This window comes from Luteibacter sp. OK325, assembly GCF_003050935.1.
Lineage (GTDB): Bacteria > Pseudomonadota > Gammaproteobacteria > Xanthomonadales > Rhodanobacteraceae > Luteibacter.
In genome coordinates, this window is the sequence record NZ_QAOX01000004.1 from 265,161 (window position 1) to 283,829 (window position 18,669).

The 18,669-nt window shown below is 63.1% G+C and carries 17 protein-coding genes, 3 tRNA genes and 1 pseudogene; 4 read left to right on the forward strand and 17 right to left on the reverse strand.

Going from position 1 to position 18,669, the window contains the following annotated elements; all coding sequences use genetic code 11:
* Positions 1-42 precede the first annotated feature (42 nt).
* The 15 genes and pseudogenes from C8J98_RS11215 to C8J98_RS11290 all read right to left on the reverse strand — a co-directional run bounded on the left by C8J98_RS11215 (position 43) and on the right by C8J98_RS11290 (position 13,287).
* Positions 43-1,254 (reverse strand): tyrosine-type recombinase/integrase, encoded by a 1,212-nt coding sequence (locus C8J98_RS11215; RefSeq protein WP_107913280.1) that lies wholly within the window; start codon positions 1,252-1,254, stop codon positions 43-45.
* A gap of 110 nt (positions 1,255-1,364) precedes the next feature.
* Positions 1,365-1,771 (reverse strand): annotated as a pseudogene (locus tag C8J98_RS22320) (integrase core domain-containing protein); the annotation flags it as partial.
* Positions 1,772-1,857: 86 nt separating this feature from the next.
* Positions 1,858-2,310: a hypothetical protein gene (locus tag C8J98_RS11230; protein WP_107913283.1), complete on the reverse strand. Its 453-nt coding sequence runs from the start codon at positions 2,308-2,310 to the stop codon at positions 1,858-1,860.
* A 155-nt stretch (positions 2,311-2,465) separates the two neighbouring features.
* Positions 2,466-3,686, reverse strand: a complete 1,221-nt coding sequence (locus C8J98_RS11235) for an integrase arm-type DNA-binding domain-containing protein (protein ID WP_107913284.1) — start codon at positions 3,684-3,686, stop codon at positions 2,466-2,468.
* A gap of 184 nt (positions 3,687-3,870) precedes the next feature.
* Positions 3,871-3,957, reverse strand: a tRNA-Leu gene (locus C8J98_RS11240).
* Positions 3,958-4,007: 50 nt separating this feature from the next.
* A tRNA-Cys gene (locus C8J98_RS11245) sits at positions 4,008-4,081 on the reverse strand.
* 79 nt (positions 4,082-4,160) lie between these two features.
* Positions 4,161-4,236, reverse strand: a tRNA-Gly gene (locus C8J98_RS11250).
* Positions 4,237-4,274: 38 nt separating this feature from the next.
* Complete coding sequence (gene pgsA / locus C8J98_RS11255) at positions 4,275-4,889, reverse strand: CDP-diacylglycerol--glycerol-3-phosphate 3-phosphatidyltransferase (protein ID WP_107913285.1); 615 nt, start codon at positions 4,887-4,889, stop codon at positions 4,275-4,277.
* 17 nt (positions 4,890-4,906) lie between these two features.
* Positions 4,907-6,730: an excinuclease ABC subunit UvrC gene (uvrC, locus tag C8J98_RS11260; protein ID WP_107913436.1), complete on the reverse strand. Its 1,824-nt coding sequence runs from the start codon at positions 6,728-6,730 to the stop codon at positions 4,907-4,909.
* 221 nt (positions 6,731-6,951) lie between these two features.
* Complete coding sequence (kdsB, locus tag C8J98_RS11265) at positions 6,952-7,737, reverse strand: 3-deoxy-manno-octulosonate cytidylyltransferase (RefSeq protein WP_107913286.1); 786 nt, start codon at positions 7,735-7,737, stop codon at positions 6,952-6,954.
* A gap of 57 nt (positions 7,738-7,794) precedes the next feature.
* A complete protein-coding gene (aroA, locus tag C8J98_RS11270) occupies positions 7,795-9,105 on the reverse strand; it encodes a 3-phosphoshikimate 1-carboxyvinyltransferase (RefSeq protein ID WP_107913287.1) in 1,311 nt (436 codons plus the stop codon).
* Positions 9,102-10,214 (reverse strand): histidinol-phosphate transaminase, encoded by a 1,113-nt coding sequence (hisC, locus tag C8J98_RS11275; protein WP_107913288.1) that lies wholly within the window; start codon positions 10,212-10,214, stop codon positions 9,102-9,104. The genes aroA and hisC overlap by 4 nt, the downstream gene beginning before the upstream one ends.
* Complete coding sequence (gene pheA, locus C8J98_RS11280) at positions 10,211-11,311, reverse strand: prephenate dehydratase (RefSeq protein WP_107913289.1); 1,101 nt, start codon at positions 11,309-11,311, stop codon at positions 10,211-10,213. The genes hisC and pheA overlap by 4 nt, the downstream gene beginning before the upstream one ends.
* An 80-nt stretch (positions 11,312-11,391) precedes the next feature.
* Entirely contained in the window at positions 11,392-12,477 is a 1,086-nt protein-coding gene (gene serC, locus C8J98_RS11285; protein ID WP_107913290.1) for a 3-phosphoserine/phosphohydroxythreonine transaminase, read from the reverse strand.
* A 39-nt stretch (positions 12,478-12,516) separates the two neighbouring features.
* On the reverse strand, positions 12,517-13,287 hold the full coding sequence (locus C8J98_RS11290) for an FHA domain-containing protein (protein ID WP_107913291.1): 771 nt from the start codon (positions 13,285-13,287) through the stop codon (positions 12,517-12,519).
* A gap of 128 nt (positions 13,288-13,415) precedes the next feature.
* Here C8J98_RS11290 and C8J98_RS11295 point away from each other — a divergent pair, with 128 nt between their 5' ends.
* Positions 13,416-13,691 (forward strand): polyhydroxyalkanoic acid system family protein, encoded by a 276-nt coding sequence (locus C8J98_RS11295; RefSeq protein ID WP_107913292.1) that lies wholly within the window; start codon positions 13,416-13,418, stop codon positions 13,689-13,691.
* 84 nt (positions 13,692-13,775) lie between these two features.
* Positions 13,776-13,994, forward strand: a complete 219-nt coding sequence (gene infA, locus C8J98_RS11300) for a translation initiation factor IF-1 (protein WP_019466733.1) — start codon at positions 13,776-13,778, stop codon at positions 13,992-13,994.
* A gap of 133 nt (positions 13,995-14,127) precedes the next feature.
* On the opposite strand, the gene clpA is transcribed toward infA, so the two are convergent.
* Together clpA and clpS are read right to left on the reverse strand one after the other, a co-directional pair.
* The gene (gene clpA, locus C8J98_RS11305) at positions 14,128-16,395 is read right to left on the reverse strand and encodes an ATP-dependent Clp protease ATP-binding subunit ClpA (RefSeq protein ID WP_107913293.1); all 2,268 of its coding nucleotides are present in this window, start codon (positions 16,393-16,395) and stop codon (positions 14,128-14,130) included.
* Between the two features lie 78 nt (positions 16,396-16,473).
* Positions 16,474-16,806: an ATP-dependent Clp protease adapter ClpS gene (clpS, locus tag C8J98_RS11310; RefSeq protein ID WP_046966087.1), complete on the reverse strand. Its 333-nt coding sequence runs from the start codon at positions 16,804-16,806 to the stop codon at positions 16,474-16,476.
* A gap of 122 nt (positions 16,807-16,928) precedes the next feature.
* Between clpS and C8J98_RS11315 the strand changes: the two genes are divergently transcribed.
* A complete protein-coding gene (locus C8J98_RS11315; protein ID WP_107913294.1) occupies positions 16,929-17,417 on the forward strand; it encodes an NUDIX hydrolase in 489 nt (162 codons plus the stop codon).
* Entirely contained in the window at positions 17,414-18,532 is a 1,119-nt protein-coding gene (gene mnmA / locus C8J98_RS11320) for a tRNA 2-thiouridine(34) synthase MnmA (RefSeq protein WP_107913295.1), read from the forward strand. Before C8J98_RS11315 ends, mnmA begins: the two co-directional genes overlap by 4 nt.
* The last annotated feature ends 137 nt before the right edge of the window (positions 18,533-18,669 follow it).

Consider the following 18,669-nt stretch of genomic DNA (forward strand, 5'->3'; position numbering starts at 1 on the left):
TGCGGTCTAGGCGGCGGCTATATCCGAGTTGGCCCGACTCAACTATGGAAGCAGGATCGCATCTTGGCGAAGGCGGGTGACACTCTGCGCCGCGCTTACTAGCTGCTTTGTCTGTAGGTGGGTGTAGATGTCGGTAGTAGCGATAGATGTGTGTCCAAGCCACTCCTTCACTATCTTCAGATCCGCCCCGCTCTCCAATAGGCGGCTCGCGCATGTGTGGCGCAGCGAATGGATCACGCAGTCACGATGGCCGATGCCCGCCGCAGCCCGCGCACGCCTCCAGATATCTTGCGCTCGGCGAGCGTCGAGATCCTTGAAAGGGCCGACGGCAATGCCTCTGCACGCATCAAGAGCGGTGGCACAGGTATCGGTCATTGGCACGCTGCGCTGGCGACCAGTCTTCAGGTCCTCGTGGCGGAACAGCTCGATCATTCCGGCTCTCTCGCCGCGCGAGAAGTCCAGCTCGGTCCATAGGAGCCCTAGGGCTTCGCTCAAGCGCATGCCGGACTCGACCAGCACTACGAACAATAAATGGTACCGATACGCGTCCGGCTTTCGTGGGTGACCCCATTTAGGCTCTAGACGGATATTGTCCAGATTGAGCACGGCCTCGAAGATGGCCTGCTCGTCCGAGAAATCCATAAAGTAGGCCCTTCCCGTCCGCTTTCTGACTCCCTTCACCTTCGGGAACACCTTAGGCGCGTCGGGCCAGTGATCATCGAGGGCTACGTTGAACATGCGGCGCAGGCAGGCCAAGTGATTATTCACCGTGGCTCCCGAGAGCGTCTGCCCAGGTCGGTTGATGCCTGGCAGCGGCTTCGATACGAGTCGACTGGTGAGCTTTTGAACCGAGTGGTAGTCGATTGCGGAAAGTTTGGTATCCGCGCCAAGTATTTCTTCTATCACGCGGCAATTCCTCGCGTACTCCGAATGAGCCTTCAGATACCGCCAGGTCGTGGGCGACCTTAGACAGCGGTCGAAGGCTTCTTTCAGCGTGAGCCCGCCGTCGGCATGTAGTTCTGCCGCACACCGGTTTGAGCCGCTTCCCCTGATTAACGCGACGAGGTCGGCTTGGGCCAGCCGAGGGTTCTTGTGAAGCGCTGCGACGATGAGACGCTCCTTGGCGAGCGCATCGACCTCATCGTTGCTGCCTGTAGAGACAGCAACGCGGCGACCGTCCACTTGGACGCGAATCATGTAGTACCGTCGATCTCTTCCCGACGGGAGTTGCGAGCCTTTAAGTTTGAGCGGCATGACTGGCCTCCCAGGTTCGGCAGCCGCATTATTTCCTCGCTCTAGTGCTGTTACCAGTGCTTAATTGACTGCCTGCGAAGCCCGTTCAGCGCGCGGTGATGTGCAAGTTGTCAACGCTTGACGACTCGCAATCGAGTAGCGTCGCTCAGGCCGAGAATCGGTGGTCGTATGCTCCGGCCCTGGTTGTAGTCGCGCAGCCAGTCTTCTATCTCGGTCCGAGAATGCAGCAAGTTCGGAAACCAGTGCACGTTAAGGCATTCATCGCGCAGACGCCTGTTGAACGATTCAAGTAGCTATTTTGATTTGGTTTGCCCGGCTCGACTAGGCGCAGCTGCACACCACGCGTATGCGCCCAGGCAGCCATGGCCTTGCCACAGAACTCCTTGCCGTTGTCGCCCTGGATCACCCTCGGGAGTCCGTGGGTGCTCGCCAGCCAGCCCATGACGCGCGTCACACCGACACCTGTTATGGCTTGCTCGACCTCGACGAAGGCAACCTCGTGGGTAGCGTCGTTGATGCCGGACAACCTATGCCGACTGAGACGGCTATGTCTTCAGAACACGGGCAGCCGTAAATTCGAGATAACGAGGGCAGGACGTCAAACTATCCGATCCATTCTTCAAATCGAACGGAGTCGATTTCCCCTCTCGCAAGCGCTCCCAAGCCCGACGAGAGATCGCCGAGCTGCCCATACGTCGACAAGAACCGTCCACGCACCATCGCCCTGGCACCTTGGAAGCCGGCACCGATTTCTTCTTGCACGAGGCTGACTTCGACTATAACTTTGTCACCTATACCGGCGCTTTTCGCACGAATCCCAATATGTTCGTCAGCTACCCTTGTATGATCGATGCGATCTAAATAGCCAAGCGAGATAACGAGCGTCTCGTCAATATCGATCGGCATCTTCGAGAAAACCTTGCTTTCCCCTTCAAGGATTCTCGGATTGAAATATGCGAGGGACTCGCCAGCAAATGCCCCTGACCTTAGCGTAACGAAAAGTCGCGGACTGTCCTCGATATCGTCATTGACGGTTGCTTCAAAGTAATTAGACACCAATGCCTCCGTTCGTGATTTTTAGCTCGACGTTGAGCCCAGCACCATTTGAAATGCGACCAATCGCGTGAGATCGCCGAGTGGGTAGCCAAATGTTGAACTCTGATAAAGGGGAAAACTACAGATGAGGACAGAAACGAGCGCCTTCCGCCGCATTAGCTCGCAATGCGCCTGATAGGGACAATTTGTCCGCCCACGCGCAGACCATCCAGATAGTCCGCCCAAGCCTGCATCATCCGCTTGCGCACATCGAGGTACTGCGCAGCGTGGGTGTACGCCTCGCGTACCTTGTTAGTTTCCGCATGGGCAAGCTGCCGCTCGATGGCATCGGCGTTCCAGCCCATCTCATTTAGGCGAGTGGCTGCCATGCTGCGAAATCCGTGGCCGGTCATCTCGTCTCCGGAATAACCGAGGCCACGAAGGGCTGCGTTAATCGTGTTTTCGCTCATCGGTCGAAGTGCCGACCGCAGACCAGGAAAGACAAAGCGACCTTCTCCGGAGAGCGCTCGCACGTCCCGCAGGACACTTACCGCCTGGCTCGAAAGTGGAACCAGATGAGGCGCCTTCATTTTCATGCGGGCAGGTGGAATCCGCCACATGCCTTCATCCAGGTCGAACTCAGCCCACTCTGCCGCGCGCAACTCCCCTGGCCTCACAAATACCAAGGGTGCCAGTTGAAGCGCCTTCAGCGTCGCGAACTGTCCGGAGTAGCCATCGATCGATCGCAGCAACGCGCCGATGCGCGCCGGGTCGGTAATCGCGGCGTGGTGCTTCTGCTTTGGCGCTTTCAACGCCCCCTTCAGCGCGGCAGTGGGGTCGGTGTCGACCAGCCCCTCAATGACCGCGTACCGGAAGACCTGGCCTACCTTGACCTTTGCCCGCCGCGCCGTTTCTAACTTACCGGACGCTTCGATCTTCCTAAGGGCATCCAACAGCATTCGAGAGGTAATGCCAGCGATTGCCTGCTCGCCCAGCTCAGGAAACAGAAACCCTTCAAGAATCCATTTGTTCTTGTTGGCGGTAACCTCGGCAATATCTTGGCGCTCCATCCATGCGCGGGCCACGGAAGCGAACGTGTTGTCCGCAGCAACGCGGGCCACGGCTCGAACGGCCTTTGCCTCTTTCCGTTCTGCGCCGGGGTCGATGTTGTTGGCAATCTTCCGTCGCGCCTCGTCGCGGCGCAGACGAGCATCGGCCAACGTCACGGTCGGATAAACACCCAGCGCTAGGGTCTTGCGCTTGTTCGCGAACCGATAGTCCAACCGCCAATACCTGCCACCGTCGGGCTTCAGAAGTAGGTACATCCCGCCACCGTCCGTGAGCTTCTGGGCGGAGGCGGAGGGTTTGGCTTTGCGGATGGCTGCGTCGGTCAGCATGGCGGTATCTCAGGATCGGCGAGCGCGCATCTTACATATATACCGTCAAAAATGCCGCCACATACCGCCAGCTTCCCTGACCTTCCGTGAGACACCCTGCGACCACGCAACCACAAAAAAGCCCGCTGTTATGCGGGCTGGATGGCTCATGCGAGCCTCAATGAGATTGACCGAGATCGGCTAATGGTGCCCGGAGTGGGACTCGAACCCACATACCCTTGCGGATGAGGGATTTTAAGTCCCTTGCGTCTACCGATTTCGCCATCCGGGCGGAAAGAAAAAAGGCGCAGCCGCGGTAACGGTTGCGCCTTCGAAATGCGATGGAGGCCGAGGTCGGAATCGAACCGGCGTACGCGGATTTGCAGTCCGCTGCATGACCACTCTGCCACCCGGCCATCGCTTGCGCAGCGCGAGAGTAACCGCGAAGCGCTTAAAAAACAAAACCTCGGAGGTCCGAGGTTTTGTAGAATTACTTGGAGCGGGAAACGAGACTCGAACTCGCGACCCCGACCTTGGCAAGGTCGTGCTCTACCAACTGAGCTATTCCCGCGTCGTTGTCCGGCCATTTTAGATCAGATCGGAATTGTGTCAACCACTTTGCACCGAATTTTTTTCACTTTTTTTCACGTCCTCTGAATCTCCGCGCAAACTGGGCCACGCAGCCCTCAAATAGTCCAGTCCGGACCATATGGTGAGGATGCCGGCGAGGACCAGCAGCGCTTCGCCGATGTTGTACGAGGCCAGGGACTCGGTGTCGTGCTGAACCAGCAGCACCACCAGGGCGACCATCTGCGCCAGCGTCTTCAGCTTGCCGAGGAAGGCCACCTTCACCTTGGAGCGGGCGCCAATCTGGGCCATCCACTCGCGCAGCGCGCTGACGCTGATCTCACGGCCGACGATCACCGAGGCCGTGACGGCCAGGAGTACGCCCTGCCAGCCACCCGGATGGGACTGCACCAGCAGGAACAGCGTGACGGCTACCATGAGCTTGTCGGCCACGGGGTCGAGGAACGCGCCGAAAGCTGAAGTCAGGTTCATGCGGCGGGCCAGATAGCCATCGAGCCAGTCGGTGAACCCCGCGATCACGAACACCGCGGCGGCCCCGAGATTCGACCAGCGAAACGGCAGATAGAAGACGACGACCATGACCGGGAGCAGGAGCACGCGGAAGAGGGTCAGCCAGGTAGGCAGGTTGATTCGCATAGTCGGTCGCATGCAACTTAGGGGTGAAGCATGGCATAGATGCGTTCGGCGAGACCGCGATCAATCCCCTTCACGCTCATCAATTCTTCAACGCCGGCCGCCTCGACCCCCGCCAGGCCACCAAAAGCCTTGAGCAGCGCAGCGCGGCGACGTGCACCCACGCCCGCCACGTCTTCCAGTGTGCTCCGTTCACGTGCGGCTTCGCGACGTTTGCGGTGCCCGCTGATCGCAAAACGGTGCGCTTCGTCACGAACCGCGGCGACCAGGTGCAACGCAGGCGACGAGGTACCCGGATGCAGCGTCTTACCGCTCTCGGCAAGAACCAGCGTCTCTTCACCGGCGCGACGGCCGGGACCTTTCGCCACACCGACCACACGAATGCCTTCGACGCCCAGCTCGCGCAATACGTCCACGGCCTGCCCCACCTGACCGGAACCACCGTCGATCAGCAGGATGTCCGGCTTCGCGCCACCCTCGACGACTTTCTTGAAGCGACGCGTCAGGGCCTGGTGCATGGCGGCGTAATCGTCGCCCGGCGTGATGCCCGCGATATTGAAGCGGCGGTAGTGCGACTTCTCAGGGCCCTCGGGACCGAATACAACGCACGAGGCCACGGTGGCCTCGCCTCGCGTGTGACTGATATCGAAGCACTCGATCCGTCGCGGCGGCGCCTCGAGCTCGAGCACCTTCTGCAGGTCGTCGAACCGCGCCAGCAACGTATGCCGGCTGGCCAGGCGCGAGGTGAGCGCAGCGCTGGCGTTTCGCTGGGCCATCTCGAGGAATCGCGCGCGCTCGCCGCGCACGCTGGGCTTGAGCGAGACGACATAACCGGCGTGATCGGAAAGCACCTGCGCGAGCACGTCAATGTCTTCCACCGGATCGCTCAGCACCAGCTCACGCGGCACCTGGCGCTCCAGGTAGTACTGCGCAATGAACTGCGCAAGTACATCGCTCACCGACGCATCGGTCGGCAGGCGCGGGAAGAAGTCGCGCGAACCCAGGCTCACGCCGTTGCGGAAGAACAGCACGCTCACGCAGGCCATGCCGCCTTCCAGACAGCAGGCGATCACGTCCATGTCCGCGCTGGCGCCCTGCACGAAGTGCTGGGCCTGCAGTTTACGCAGGGCAGAAACCTGGTCGCGAAGCGTGGCTGCGCGCTCGAAGTTCAGCGTCATGCTGGCCTTGTCCATCGCCACGGCCAGTTCGTCGATCACCGCACTACTGCGACCCTCGAGGAACATCTCGGCGTGACGCACATCGTTCTGGTAGTCGGGCACGTCAATCAGGCGCACGCAGGGCGCGCTGCATCGTCCGATCTGGTGTTGCAGGCAGGGGCGCGAGCGGTTGCGGAAATAGCTGTCCTCGCACTGACGCACCTTGAACAGCTTCTGCATCAGGCCAAGGCTCTCGCGCACGGCAAAGGTGCTGGGATACGGACCGAAGTAGCGACCCGGCCCGGTCTTCGCGCCACGATGGAAGCCGAGGCGCGGATACTCCTCGCCCGCGGAGAGATAAATGTAGGGATAGCTCTTATCGTCGCGCAGCACGATGTTGTAGCGCGGCTTGAGCGACTTGATCAGCTGCGATTCGAGCAGCAGCGCTTCGCCCGCGGTACGCGTCAGGGTGACTTCGGCCCGCGCGATCTGCGACACCATGGAGGCGATGCGCGGATCCATCGGTGGCTTGAGGAAGTAGTTGCTGACACGCTTCTTGAGGTTCGCCGCCTTGCCCACGTACAGCAACTCATCCTCCGCATCGAAATAGCGGTAGACGCCTGGCGAAGTGGTGAGGTGGCGAACGAAGGCCTTGCCGTCGAACGGATGCGACTCGGTGTGCTCCATGACCGACATTTTAGCGTGTCGGCGCCGACCGGGCGCGAAAAAACGCCGGCATGGGGTGGACCATGCCGGCGCTCTGCCTTCCGTGGGCTGTCGCCGTCCTTGGGGGATGACAGTGGCGACAGGGATAGATTAAGGGCTGGCCCTCGCGGGCGCCCCCGGCGCAGGCCGGGTCTGTGAGTAGGGCTCGCCCTCGCCACGTTGTAGGGAAACCCTGACCCTGCTCAGTGGCGGCCCGAGGCCAACCAACGCTCCGCCCGGACCAGGTCGTCGGCCGTATCGATGCCCGGCGGGAAGGGTTCGGGTGTCAGCCGCACCGAGATGGCGTAGCCATGCTCCAAAGCGCGCAGCTGCTCGAGCGATTCCGCCCGCTCCAGGGGCGTCCTGGGCAGGGCTGCCAGCCGGCGGATGAAGCCCGCCCGGTAGGCGTAGATGCCGATATGACGCAGGAAGGGCACGTCCGCAGGGAGGCTGTCCCGGCTTACGGCGAAGGGATCACGCGCCCAGGGCGCCGGCGACCGGGTGAAATACAGCGCACGGCCGTTGCTGGCGCGAACCACCTTGACGATGTTCGGATCGAAGAACTCGTCCGCGTGCGTGATCGGCGTGGCCAACGTGGCCATGGGGGCGTCGTCGCCCGCCAGCGTGGCGACCACGGCGCGGATGCCGGCCGCCGGCGCGAAGGGCTCGTCGCCCTGCAGGTTGACCACGATGGTGTCTTCAGGCCAGCCGAAATTACTGACCGTCTCGGCGATGCGGTCGCTACCCGAGGCGTGGTCTTCGCGGGTCATGCAGACCAGGATGTCCTCTCCGCAGCCGCGCAACTCGCGGGCGACCCGGTCGTCGTCGGTGGCCACCACGACCTGCACGGCACCGGCCTGCCCTGCCCGGGTCGCCACGCGGCGAATCATCGATATACCGTCGATCTTCAGCAGCGGCTTGCCCGGCAGGCGGGTGGAGCCGAAGCGCGCGGGCACCACGACGACGAACGGTGGGATCTTCTCGGCCATGACGACATCCGTAACAGGAAGGCAAGCGTAGCGCCTTCCCGATGCCGGAGCCATGTATCAGCCTGCGCTTTCCAGCTGGAAACCGACGCCATTGGCCAGTTCCACGAAGCCGGGGAACGAGGTGGCGACGTTCGCGCAGTCACCGATGGTGATCGGTGCCGACGCCACGAGACCGGCGATGGCGAAGCTCATGGCGATACGGTGGTCGCCGTGGCTGTCAATCGCACCACCGCCGATCGCACCACCCTGGATCATCGCACCGTCCGGCAATTCGTCGATCTTCACGCCGCAGGCTTGCAGGCCCGCCGCCATGCTGGCGATACGATCCGATTCCTTCACCCGAAGTTCGGCGGCACCACGAATCGTGGTCAGTCCGTCCGCCACCGCGGCGGCAACGAACAGCGCGGGAAACTCGTCGATCATGTCCGGCACGATGTCCAGTGGCAGCGCCACGCCGTGCAGACGCCGGTAGCGAACGACGAGATCACCGATATCTTCGCCGCCGCTGCTCCGCTCATTTTCCACGGCGATATCGGCACCCATCAGCTCCAGCGCGGCTAGCAGGCCGGTGCGCCGCGGATTCAGGCCCACACCTTTCAGGCGCAGCTCGGAACCGGGCACGATGCACGCGGCGACGATGAAGAACGCCGCCGAGGAAATATCCGCCGGCACGTCCACGTCGACAGCGCGCAATGTGTGACCGCCCTCGACCGTGGCTTTGCCGGGTGAATACTCGATCGGCCAGCCAAAAGCCTTGAGCATGCTTTCGGTGTAATCACGGGTAGGATGGGGCTCGATGACTTCGGTCTTGCCCTCGGCATATAGACCGGCCAGCAGCAGCGCCGACTTGATCTGCGCACTGGCCACCGGCGGGTGATAAGTGATGCCTTTGAGCCGCGCGCCACCGTGAATACTTAGCGGCGGCTTACCGTCGTCCGTATCGATCGAAGCGCCCATGGTCGCGAGCGGATCGGTGACGCGACGCATCGGCCGGCGCGACAGCGACTCGTCGCCCACCAGCGTCGAGTCGAACGCCTGTCCGGCGAGCAGACCCGCGAGCAAACGCATGCCCGTTCCCGCGTTACCGCAATCGAGCGGCTCGGCGGTTCCGCGTAGACCATGCAGGCCCACGCCATGAACGAGGCGCTCGCCCGCGGCGGGCGTTTCGAAACGCACACCGAGCTTGCCGAGAATCGCCGCCGTGGCGCGCGTGTCCTCGCCCTCGAGAAAGCCGCGGATGTGCGACGTGCCTTCGGCCAATGCGCCGAACATCAGCGCACGATGGGACACGGATTTATCGCCAGGCACGACCACGTCGCCACGCAGGGGGCCAGCGGCGGCGCGACTGAGCCAATCCAGGCGGGTCATGGCAGGTTCTCCAGAAGACGTTGTAGCTCGGCACGGCTACCGATACTGATCCGCACCGTATGCGGCAGGCGATAACCCCCCATCGGACGCACGATCACACCGCGTTCGAACAGGTGCGCTTCGAAGGCAGCCGCGTCGCGACCGAGGTCGACGAGCAGGAAATTGGTTTGCGAGGGCAACACGCGCAACCCACGAGCGGTGAACTCGTCGGCCAGCCACGCGCGGTCGCGGGCGTTGGTCTCGCGGACACGCGCCCGATGTTCGTGATCGCCAAGCGACGCTTCCGCCGCGGCCAGGGCGACGCCGTTGACGTTGAACGATTCACGCAGGCGTTCGCATACGGCGGCGACCGACGCATGACTGAGCATGTAGCCGATGCGCAGGCCGGCCAGGGCATACGCCTTGGAGAACGTGCGCGTGACGATGAGGTTGGGAAAGCGGCCGAGCAGGTGCATCGCCGTGCTGAGGCCCGGCGCGTCCACGTATTCGTGATACGCCTCGTCCACCACCACCAGCGTCTGCGACGGCACCTTGCCGAGGAAATCCTCGAGCGCGGCATCGGTGAACCACGTACCGGTCGGATTGTTCGGGTTGGCGAGGTAAACCAGTCGCGTCGACAGCGTCACTGCCGCCGCGATCGCATCGAGGTCGTGCCCATACGGCGCTTCCGGGTGATCGGCAGGCAACGCCGGCACGGCGACCGATGGCGCGCCTGCCGCGGCGGCGGCAATCGGAAACACGGCAAAGCCGTACTGCGAATGCACCACCGGGTGCTCGGCGTCGGCGAAACACTGCGCCAGTAACATCAGCAGCTCGTGCGAGCCGTTACCCAGCGTGATGCCGGAGACGGGCACACCAAGTTCGCTCGATAGCCGGAGCTTCAGCGAGGCGCCGAGGGGATCGGGATAACGCCAGATCTCTTCGAGCACACGCGTAGCGGCACGCATGGCAAGCGGGCTCGGTCCGAGCGGGTTCTCGTTGGAACCGAGCTCGGACAACACGCTGCCGAACTGCCGGCGCAGCGCCGGCAGATCATGACCGGGATCGTACGCACGTAACGCCGACGTCGCCCGGTTGGCGAGCGCGGCTGCATCGAACGCGGCGGTCATGGCAAAGCGACAGGGTAGGAGCCGAGCACGCGCACATCCGCGGCGGCAGGCTTCATTTCTTCGAGTGCGGCTTGCAACGCTTCATCCTCGACATGACCGGAGACATCGATGAAGAACGCGTACTGCCACTTGCCCGTATGCGCCGGACGCGATTCGATGCGGTTCATGCTGATGTCGTGACGCGCGAGCGGGCTCAGTACGTCATACAACGCACCGGGCTTGTCCTTCACCGAAACGAGCAGCGACGTGCGGTCGTTACCCGAGGGCGGAAAGATGGAACGTCCGATGACGAGGAAGCGCGTGGTGTTGTCCGAACGGTCTTCGATCGGACCGGCAATGGTCTTCAACCCGTAGACGCGGCCGGCGGTCTCGCCGGCGATGGCGGCGGCTTCCGGAGCGAGACGCGCCATGCGTGCGGCTTCGGCATTGCTCGACACCGGCACGCGCTCGGCGTCCGGCAGGTTCACGCGCAACCACGCCTGGCACTGCTGCAACGACTGCGGATGCGAATAGATGCGCTTGACGTCTTTCAGCTCACCGCTCAGTGAGAGCAGGTTCTGGTGGACGCGCAGCTCCACTTCGCCGCAGATGGTCGCCTTGGAGACGAGGAACATGTCCAGGGTCATCTGGATCATGCCCTGCCCCGAATTCTCCACGGGCACCACGCCGAAATCGGCGTTGCCGGCGGCTACTTCCTGGAACACTTCCTCGATGCTGCCCAGCGGCAGGCCATACGCGGCGTGGCCGAAATGCTTGCGCACCGCCTGTTCGCTGAACGTGCCCTCGGGACCGAGGAAGCCGATCTTCAGCGGCTGCTGCTGCGAAAGGCACGACGACATGATCTCGCGGAACAGGCGCACCAGCTCGGCATTCGGCAGCGGGCCGTCGTTGCGGTCGATCACGCCGCGCAATACCTGGGCTTCCCGTTCGGGTCGGTAATACTCCACCGCCGCCTTCAACGGGCCCTTGGCCCGGCCGACCTGCTGGGCCCAACGGGCACGCTCACTGATGAGCGACTGCAGTTGCTGGTCGATGCTGTCGATGCGCGTACGTGCTTCGACGAGCGTGGCTTGTTTGTCGGCAGGGGTCTTACTCATGGACGTCCAGGCGGCTAAGTGGTTACAAATGAAACGGTTACCACCGCAACAGCTATGCTGCACTGCGGTGACCCCCGACTTTAACCGTGCTTTGCTGCAAAGTCCCGCATGAAGTTCACCAGCACATCCACGGCCTCTTGCGGAACCGCGTTATACAGCGACGCGCGCATACCACCGACGGCCTTGTGTCCCTTTAGCGCAAGCAGTCTGGCGGCCTCGGCCTCGGCGAGAAAAACCGCATCCAGCGCGCTGTCATGCAAGGTGAACGGCACATTCATCCGCGAACGCGCGTGAACCGCGACCGGGCTGCGATAGAAACCGCCAGAGCCGTCGATCGTGTCGTAGAGCGTTTTCGCCTTGCGCGCGTTGCGTTCGCCCATGGTGACCAGGCCGCCCTGCGCTTCAAGCCATTCGAACGTAAGGCCAGCGAGATACCAGCCCCACGTATTCGGCGTATTGAGCATGGAATCGTTCGTCGCATGCTCGGCGTAGCGGAAGATCTTCGCCATCGGCCGGCCTTTGCGCGCCAGCAGGTCGTCGCGAATGATCATGACGACCAGGCCGGACGGACCGATGTTCTTCTGCGCGCCGGCGTAGATCAGGCCGAACTTCGCGACGTCCACCGGTTCGCTGAGGATGTTCGACGACATATCGGCGATAAGCGGAACATCACCCACGTCCGGCACGGTGTGGAACTCCACGCCGTGGATCGTTTCGTTCGGCGTGTAGTGAATGTACGAAGCGCGGGGATCGAGGGTCCAGCTTTCGCGCGGCGGCAGGTCAAGATAATGCGCCGCCTCCGACGTGCCGGCCACGCGCGCGTTGATGTAAGGCGCCGCTTCGCGCACAGCCTTCTCGCCCCAGTGCCCGGTGACGATGTAATCGGCGCTATCGCCTTCGGCGGCGAGATTCATCGGAATCTGGGCGAAATGCTGCGTGGCCCCGCCCTGCAGGAACAACACCTTGTAGCCGGCCGGCACGCCAAGCAGGCCGCGCAGGCGCTCTTCCGCCTTGGCGGCCAGCTGCATGAAATGCTTGCCACGATGAGACAGCTCCATGACCGAGGCACCCGTGCCGTTCCAGTCGAGCATCTCGGCCTGTGCGCGCTTCAACACCGCTTCGGGTAGCGCCGCCGGTCCGGCGCTGAAATTCCAGGCTCTGCTCACTTGGTCTCGTCCACGGGGAAGGTCCCCGCATTATGCCGCTCAGAAGTGGACGAACAGCACCATGGCGATGCCCAAAGCGAGGATGGCCGCGGTAAGGATCAACCACCAGACTTCGCCGCGTGGGCCGGCCGCATCTTCGGGAAGCGGCTCGTCCGGCTCGGGCTCGACCATGATCACCGGTGGTTCGGCGGACCAGCCCGGCCCGTCGAGAACGAAGCGATGCGCGGCCAGGCCGATCTGATCGCCCGGCTGCAGCGAGGCACGAACGACCTTCACCCCGTTGACGCGCACGGCATGGCGGGCGGGAACGCGCGCGCCATCGAGGATCAGCTCATCCTCGTCCCAGGCCAGCACGAGCAGGGCGGCGTCGTTGCCGGGTAACTCCAGCGGCAACGCGCCATGGGTGGCGCCCAGTTCGAGGCGATCGCCCACCGGGATCGTACGGCCGGACAAGGGGCCGGCCACCGGGCGCAGGGCCACGGTGCAGCGGGCGTCGGTAGGCTCGGCCACGTCGCGCGCTTCGAGGTCGGCATCGTCGCGGATAAGCATGCGGCAGTCGCCCAGCGATAGGCTGTCGCCGGCACGCAGGAGAGCGCGTTCGCGCACGGGGCGTGCATTGACATAGACACGGCCGGCATCGGGCACCACCTCCAGCACCAGGCCGCGACGGTCGCGGTGGATACGGACGTGGTTGGCGGCTACCTGGCTCTCGGATACGACGAGGTCGTTATCGTCGGCGCGACCGATCGTGAGGACGGGCCGTGACCAGTGGAAATCACCGCGAGCCGAGCTGACGAATTCGATGCGCATGGAGGAACCGGGACGTTGACGAAGCGACTTTAGCAGAGTGCGGTATCTGTTTGAACGCAAAGGTGTCGACGTCACGTGATGCACGGGCCTGATAGACTCCGGCGCTTTCCATTCGACGAGGATGAATCATGGCGAAGATCGATATCCGCCGCCCGCACGGCAAGACCGTCGCCGAAGCGCGCGCCGTGGTCGAACGCGTGGCTGAGCGCATGCGCGAGAAGTTCGGCACCGAGGGTGGCTGGGAAGGCGACACCCTCACCTTCCAGCGCTCGGGCGTGAAAGGCGCCATCGCCGTATCCCCGAGCGACGTGCACGTCACGGCCGAGCTGGGCATGCTGCTCTCGCCGCTGAAGGGCGCGATCGAAGAAGAGATCCGGAAGAAGCTCGACGAGCAGTTCGCCTGACCCCCCGGCTGGCTCGCAAGGGCCGGCTGTGGCATACTAATGGACTTATGCGGCCATTCCGGCCGTTCATCCGACCCGGAACACATGGCAAAAGACGACGTCATCGAAATGGAAGGCACGGTCCAGGAGACCCTGCCCAACACCATGTTCCGCGTGCAGCTCGAGAACGGGCATGTCATCACTGCCCACATCTCCGGCCGTATGCGCAAGCATTACATCCGCATCCTGACGGGCGACAAGGTGAAGGTCGAAATGACCCCCTACGACCTGACCAAGGGTCGCATCACCTACCGCATGAAATAAGCGAGTCTGGTGCGATGAACGAGAAAGGCCGCGCAGAGCGCGGCCTTTTTTCGTGCGTTTTATAAGGTCATGTGGGAGCCGCTTCAGCGGCGATGACCTTTGGGGGCACCGCCACTCAAGGCCCTGACAACCCTCAGGCAGTCACATGCGCCGGCTCCGCCGACTCCGTCTCCACATGCAGCTCGTCGCCTTCGACCGACAACGTGACCTTGCCACCCTCGGACAGCTTGCCGAAGAGCAGTTCGTCCGCCAGTGCGCGCTTGACCTTGTCCTGGATCACGCGAGCCATCGGACGGGCACCCATTTGCGGGTCGAAGCCGTGTTCGGCCAACCAGCGGCGGGCTTCCGGCGTCACGTCCACGCTGACCTTCTTCTCGGTCAACTGGGCTTCCAGCTCGATCAGGAACTTGTCCACCACACGCAGGATGTGGTCGAAGTCCAGGGCGTTGAACTGGATGATCGCGTCGAGACGATTACGGAACTCCGGCGTGAACATGCGGCGCAGGGTCTCCATGGCATCTGGTGCGTGGTTCTGCTTCATGAAGCCGATGCCGCGACGCGAAGCCAGCTGGGCGCCGGCGTTCGTGGTCATGACGATCACGACATTCTTGAAGTTGGCCTCGCGACCGTTCGTATCCGTCAGCACACCGCGATCCATGACCTGGAGCAGGATGTTGTAGACGTCCGGATGGGCCTTCTCGATTTCGTCCAGCAACAGCACGCAGTGCGGGTGCTTGGTGATCTGCTCGGTAAGCAGGCCGCCCTGGTCGAAGCCGACATAACCCGGGGGTGCACCAACCAGGCGCGAGACCGAATGCGCTTCCATGTACTCGGACATGTCGAAGCGAACCATCTCGATACCCAGCTGCATGGCGAGCTGCTTGGTTACTTCCGTCTTGCCGACACCCGTGGGGCCGGCGAGCAGGAAGCTGCCGATCGGCTTGGACGGATCGCCCAGGCCTGAACGCGCCATCTTGATCGACGAAGCCAGGGCTTCGATCGCCGCATCCTGACCGAACACGACCATTTTCAGGTTGCGCTCGAGGTTACGCAGCACGTCGCGATCCGACGCCGAGACCTGCTTGGTCGGAATGCGCGCCATCTTGGCCACGATGTACTCGATCTCGGCCACATCGACCTTACCGGTGCGCTGGTCCTCCGGCAGGAGGCGCTGGCGGGCACCGGCTTCATCGATCACGTCGATGGCCTTGTCCGGCAGCAGGCGGTCGGGAATGTGCTTGACCGAGAGGTCCACCGCGGCGCGAAGGGCCTCACCCGTGTACTCGACGGAGTGGTGCTCTTCGAAGCGGCTCTTCAGGCCCTTCAGGATCTCGATGGAATCGGCCACGGTGGGCTCGACCACGTCGATCTTCTGGAAGCGACGAGCCAGCGCGCGATCCTTCTCGAACACGCCGCGGAATTCCTGGAACGTGGTCGAGCCGATGCAACGCAGCTCACCCGACGCCAGCATCGGCTTGATCAGGTTGGAGGCGTCCATGGTGCCGCCCGACGCGGAACCCGCACCGATGATGGTATGGATCTCATCGATGAAGAGGATCGTGTTCGGCTGCTTCTTGAGCTGGGCGATGACTGCCTTGAGGCGCTTTTCGAAATCGCCGCGGTACTTGGTCCCGGCAACCAGCGCGCCGAGGTCCAGCGACCAGATCGTGCAGTCTTCCAGCACTTCCGGCACCTGGCCTTCCACGATGCGCTTGGCAAGACCTTCCGCCAGGGCGGTCTTGCCCACGCCGGCTTCACCGACATAGAGCGGGTTGTTCTTGCGCCGGCGGCAGAGCACCTGAATGGTCCGCTCGACTTCGTCCTCACGGCCGATGAGCGGGTCGATCTTGCCCTGGATGGCAAGTTCGTTCAGGTTGCTGGCGTATTCGCTGAGCGGATTACCCTTACCCTCACCGCCTTCCTCGCCATCCCGCTCGGGGCTGGACGACTGGGCTGCCGACTCGTCGCCGATCTTGGCGATGCCGTGCGAGATGTAATTGACCACGTCCAGGCGCGTAATTTCCTGCTGATGCAGGAAATAGACCGCGTGGGAGTCCTTTTCGCCGAAGATCGCGACCAGCACGTTGGCGCCGGTGACTTCCTTACGACCCGAGGACTGCACATGGTAGACGGCGCGCTGCAGCACCCGCTGGAAGCCCAGCGTGGGCTGCGTATCGCGCTCGTCCCCGGCCGGAAGCACCGGTACGGTCTCGGCGATGATCCGCTGGAGATCGGCCGCCAGGCGCGGCAGATCGACGCCACAGGCGCGCAGGGCAGCCAGGGCGGAGGTATTTTCAGTCAAGGCGAGCAACAGGTGCTCGACCGTCATGAATTCGTGACGCTGTTCCCGGGCCTGCTTGTAGCAGTGCCCGATGGTGACTTCGAGATCCTTGCTGAACATACGGACCGTCTCCGATTAGCTGTGGGCGGCGGGGACCAGCCCCTGTCAATGCCGCATGAACACCAAATGGGGCATCGCCTACATCTTTTCCATAGTGCACAACAGCGGGTGCTGGTGAGACCGTGAGTATTCGTTGACCTGTGTCACCTTCGTTTCTGCCACCTCGCGGGTGAAGACGCCGCACACGCCCTTGCCTCGGGTGTGTACGTGGAGCATCACCTGGACCGCGCGTTCCTGGTCCATGCCAAAAAAGCTGCGCAATACCTCGATCACGAAATCCATCGGGGTGAAATCGTCGTTGAGCAGCACAACCTGGAAAAGCGGCGGTCGCGCCGTCTCCGGACGCGTTGTTTCAATGGCGAGGCCGTGGCCGCGGTCGCTTTCCTGATCGTGTTCGTGTTCCTGGGACATTAATTAAGAACCTTCGGTACGCGATTCGATTATATACACCGGTTTCCCGACCGCTTTGGGGTCGACATCCACAGGTAATGGCACAATATGCCTTTTACCAGAGCCCCTCCCCCATAAAGCCGATGCCTTCCTCACTCTCTCAGGCCGAAAACGTCTGGTGCCCCCGTGTCACGGTGGCATGCGTGGTCGCGCGCGCCGATCGCTTCCTGATCGTCGAGGAAGAGATTTTTGGCAAACTGGCCTACAACCAGCCCGCCGGCCACCTCGATCCGAACGAAACGCTCCAGGCCGCCGCCGTGCGTGAAACCCTGGAAGAGACCGGCCATAACATCGCCCTGGACGCCTTCCTCGGCGTTTGGCAATGGACCAGCCATGAGCACGGCGAGCAGGTGCTGCGCTTCAGTTTTGCCGGGCATGTCCTCTCCTACGACCCCGAGCGAACACTGGATGAAGGCATCCAGCGCGCCCTGTGGCTGCGCCGGGACGAGATCGAGGCCCTGGGAGCGCGCCTGCGCAGCCCACTGATCCTCCCGACCATCGATGCCTGGCTCGACGGCCGGCGCCTGCCGCTGGATACGGTGGAAAGCCTGCTTCCCGGCGCGGCACCGTGAAAGTGATCCTCGGCGTCTCCGGCGGTGTGGACTCCTCGGTCGCGGCCCTCCTGCTTCAGCAGGCCGGGCACGAGGTCGAAGGCATGTTCATGCAGAACTGGGAGGAAGACGACCGATCCGGCCCCTGCACGACCGACGACGACCGCAAGGACGCCGTGGCGGTCTGCGGCCGCCTGGGCATCCCGTTTCACGCCCGCAATTTCGCCGGCGAGTACTGGGACGGCGTGTTTGCCTACTTTCTGGCCGAATACGCGGCCGGCCGCACGCCCAACCCGGACGTGCTCTGCAATCGCGAAATCAAGTTCAAGACCTTCCTTGAGCACGCACAGGCCCTGGGCGCGGAGAAGATCGCGACGGGGCATTACGCGCGCGTGGATTTCCTGGATGAGCGTTACCGACTGCTGCGCGCGGTGGATGCCGCCAAGGACCAGAGCTACTTCCTCCACGCGCTGGGCCAGAAACAGCTCGCCGCCACGCTCTTTCCGGTCGGCGAGATCGAGAAGCCGCTGGTCCGCGAACTGGCCCGCGAGGCCCGGCTGCCGACGCATGCGAAGAAGGATTCGACCGGCATCTGCTTCATCGGCGAGCGCGACTTTCGCGCCTTCCTTGCCCAGTACCTCCCGGCGAAGCCCGGTCCGATGGTCGATCCGGACGGCCGTGTCATCGGCGAGCACCAGGGCGTGATGTATTACACGCTCGGTCAGCGCAACGGCCTGGGCATCGGTGGCCGGGCCGACGCGCCGAACGAACCCTGGTATGTCGTCGGCAAGGAGGTCGCCACGAATACGCTGATCGTTGCCCAGGGCGGCGAGAATCGGTGGCTGCAGTCATCGAGACTCACGGCTACCGATGTGACCTGGGTAGCCGGCGAAGCGCCTGCCACCTGCGTCGAGCCCTCGGGCACCGGTTTCCGCTGCACCGCCAAGACCCGTTACCGCCAGGCCGACCAGGCCTGCACCGTGGAACTGCGCGACGGTACGCTGCACGTGTCCTTCGACGAACCACAGCGCGCGGTGACACCGGGCCAGTCCGTCGTGCTCTACGACGGCGAGGTCTGTCTCGGCGGCGCGGTCATCGACGCCACCGACGCCCCTTACGGCGGCCTCGTCACATGAGCCGATGCCGCGCCCCTGTGGGAGCCGATTCATCGGCGATGGGCGTTGCAGCGTCTTCGCTTCGTTGGCTTTTCGCCGCAGAAGCGGCTCCCGCATTTCCTCATTCGCCGATGAATCGGCTCCTACAACAGCATGAA

Coding starts and splice junctions, on each gene's coding strand:
- aroA (WP_107913287.1), bottom strand. CDS start 9,105: ATGACCCGCCTGGATTGGCTCAGTCGCGCCGCCGCTGGCCCCCTGCGT.
- kdsB (WP_107913286.1), bottom strand. CDS start 7,737: ATGGCCGAGAAGATCCCACCGTTCGTCGTCGTGGTGCCCGCGCGCTTC.
- C8J98_RS11235 (WP_107913284.1), bottom strand. CDS start 3,686: ATGCTGACCGACGCAGCCATCCGCAAAGCCAAACCCTCCGCCTCCGCC.
- clpA (WP_107913293.1), bottom strand. CDS start 16,395: ATGTTCAGCAAGGATCTCGAAGTCACCATCGGGCACTGCTACAAGCAG.
- pheA (WP_107913289.1), bottom strand. CDS start 11,311: ATGAGTAAGACCCCTGCCGACAAACAAGCCACGCTCGTCGAAGCACGT.
- C8J98_RS11215 (WP_107913280.1), bottom strand. CDS start 1,254: ATGCCGCTCAAACTTAAAGGCTCGCAACTCCCGTCGGGAAGAGATCGA.
- hisC (WP_107913288.1), bottom strand. CDS start 10,214: ATGACCGCCGCGTTCGATGCAGCCGCGCTCGCCAACCGGGCGACGTCG.
- C8J98_RS11315 (WP_107913294.1), top strand. CDS start 16,929: ATGCCTTCCTCACTCTCTCAGGCCGAAAACGTCTGGTGCCCCCGTGTC.
- C8J98_RS11295 (WP_107913292.1), top strand. CDS start 13,416: ATGGCGAAGATCGATATCCGCCGCCCGCACGGCAAGACCGTCGCCGAA.
- clpS (WP_046966087.1), bottom strand. CDS start 16,806: ATGTCCCAGGAACACGAACACGATCAGGAAAGCGACCGCGGCCACGGC.
- uvrC (WP_107913436.1), bottom strand. CDS start 6,730: ATGGAGCACACCGAGTCGCATCCGTTCGACGGCAAGGCCTTCGTTCGC.
- pgsA (WP_107913285.1), bottom strand. CDS start 4,889: ATGCGAATCAACCTGCCTACCTGGCTGACCCTCTTCCGCGTGCTCCTG.
- C8J98_RS11290 (WP_107913291.1), bottom strand. CDS start 13,287: ATGCGCATCGAATTCGTCAGCTCGGCTCGCGGTGATTTCCACTGGTCA.
- infA (WP_019466733.1), top strand. CDS start 13,776: ATGGCAAAAGACGACGTCATCGAAATGGAAGGCACGGTCCAGGAGACC.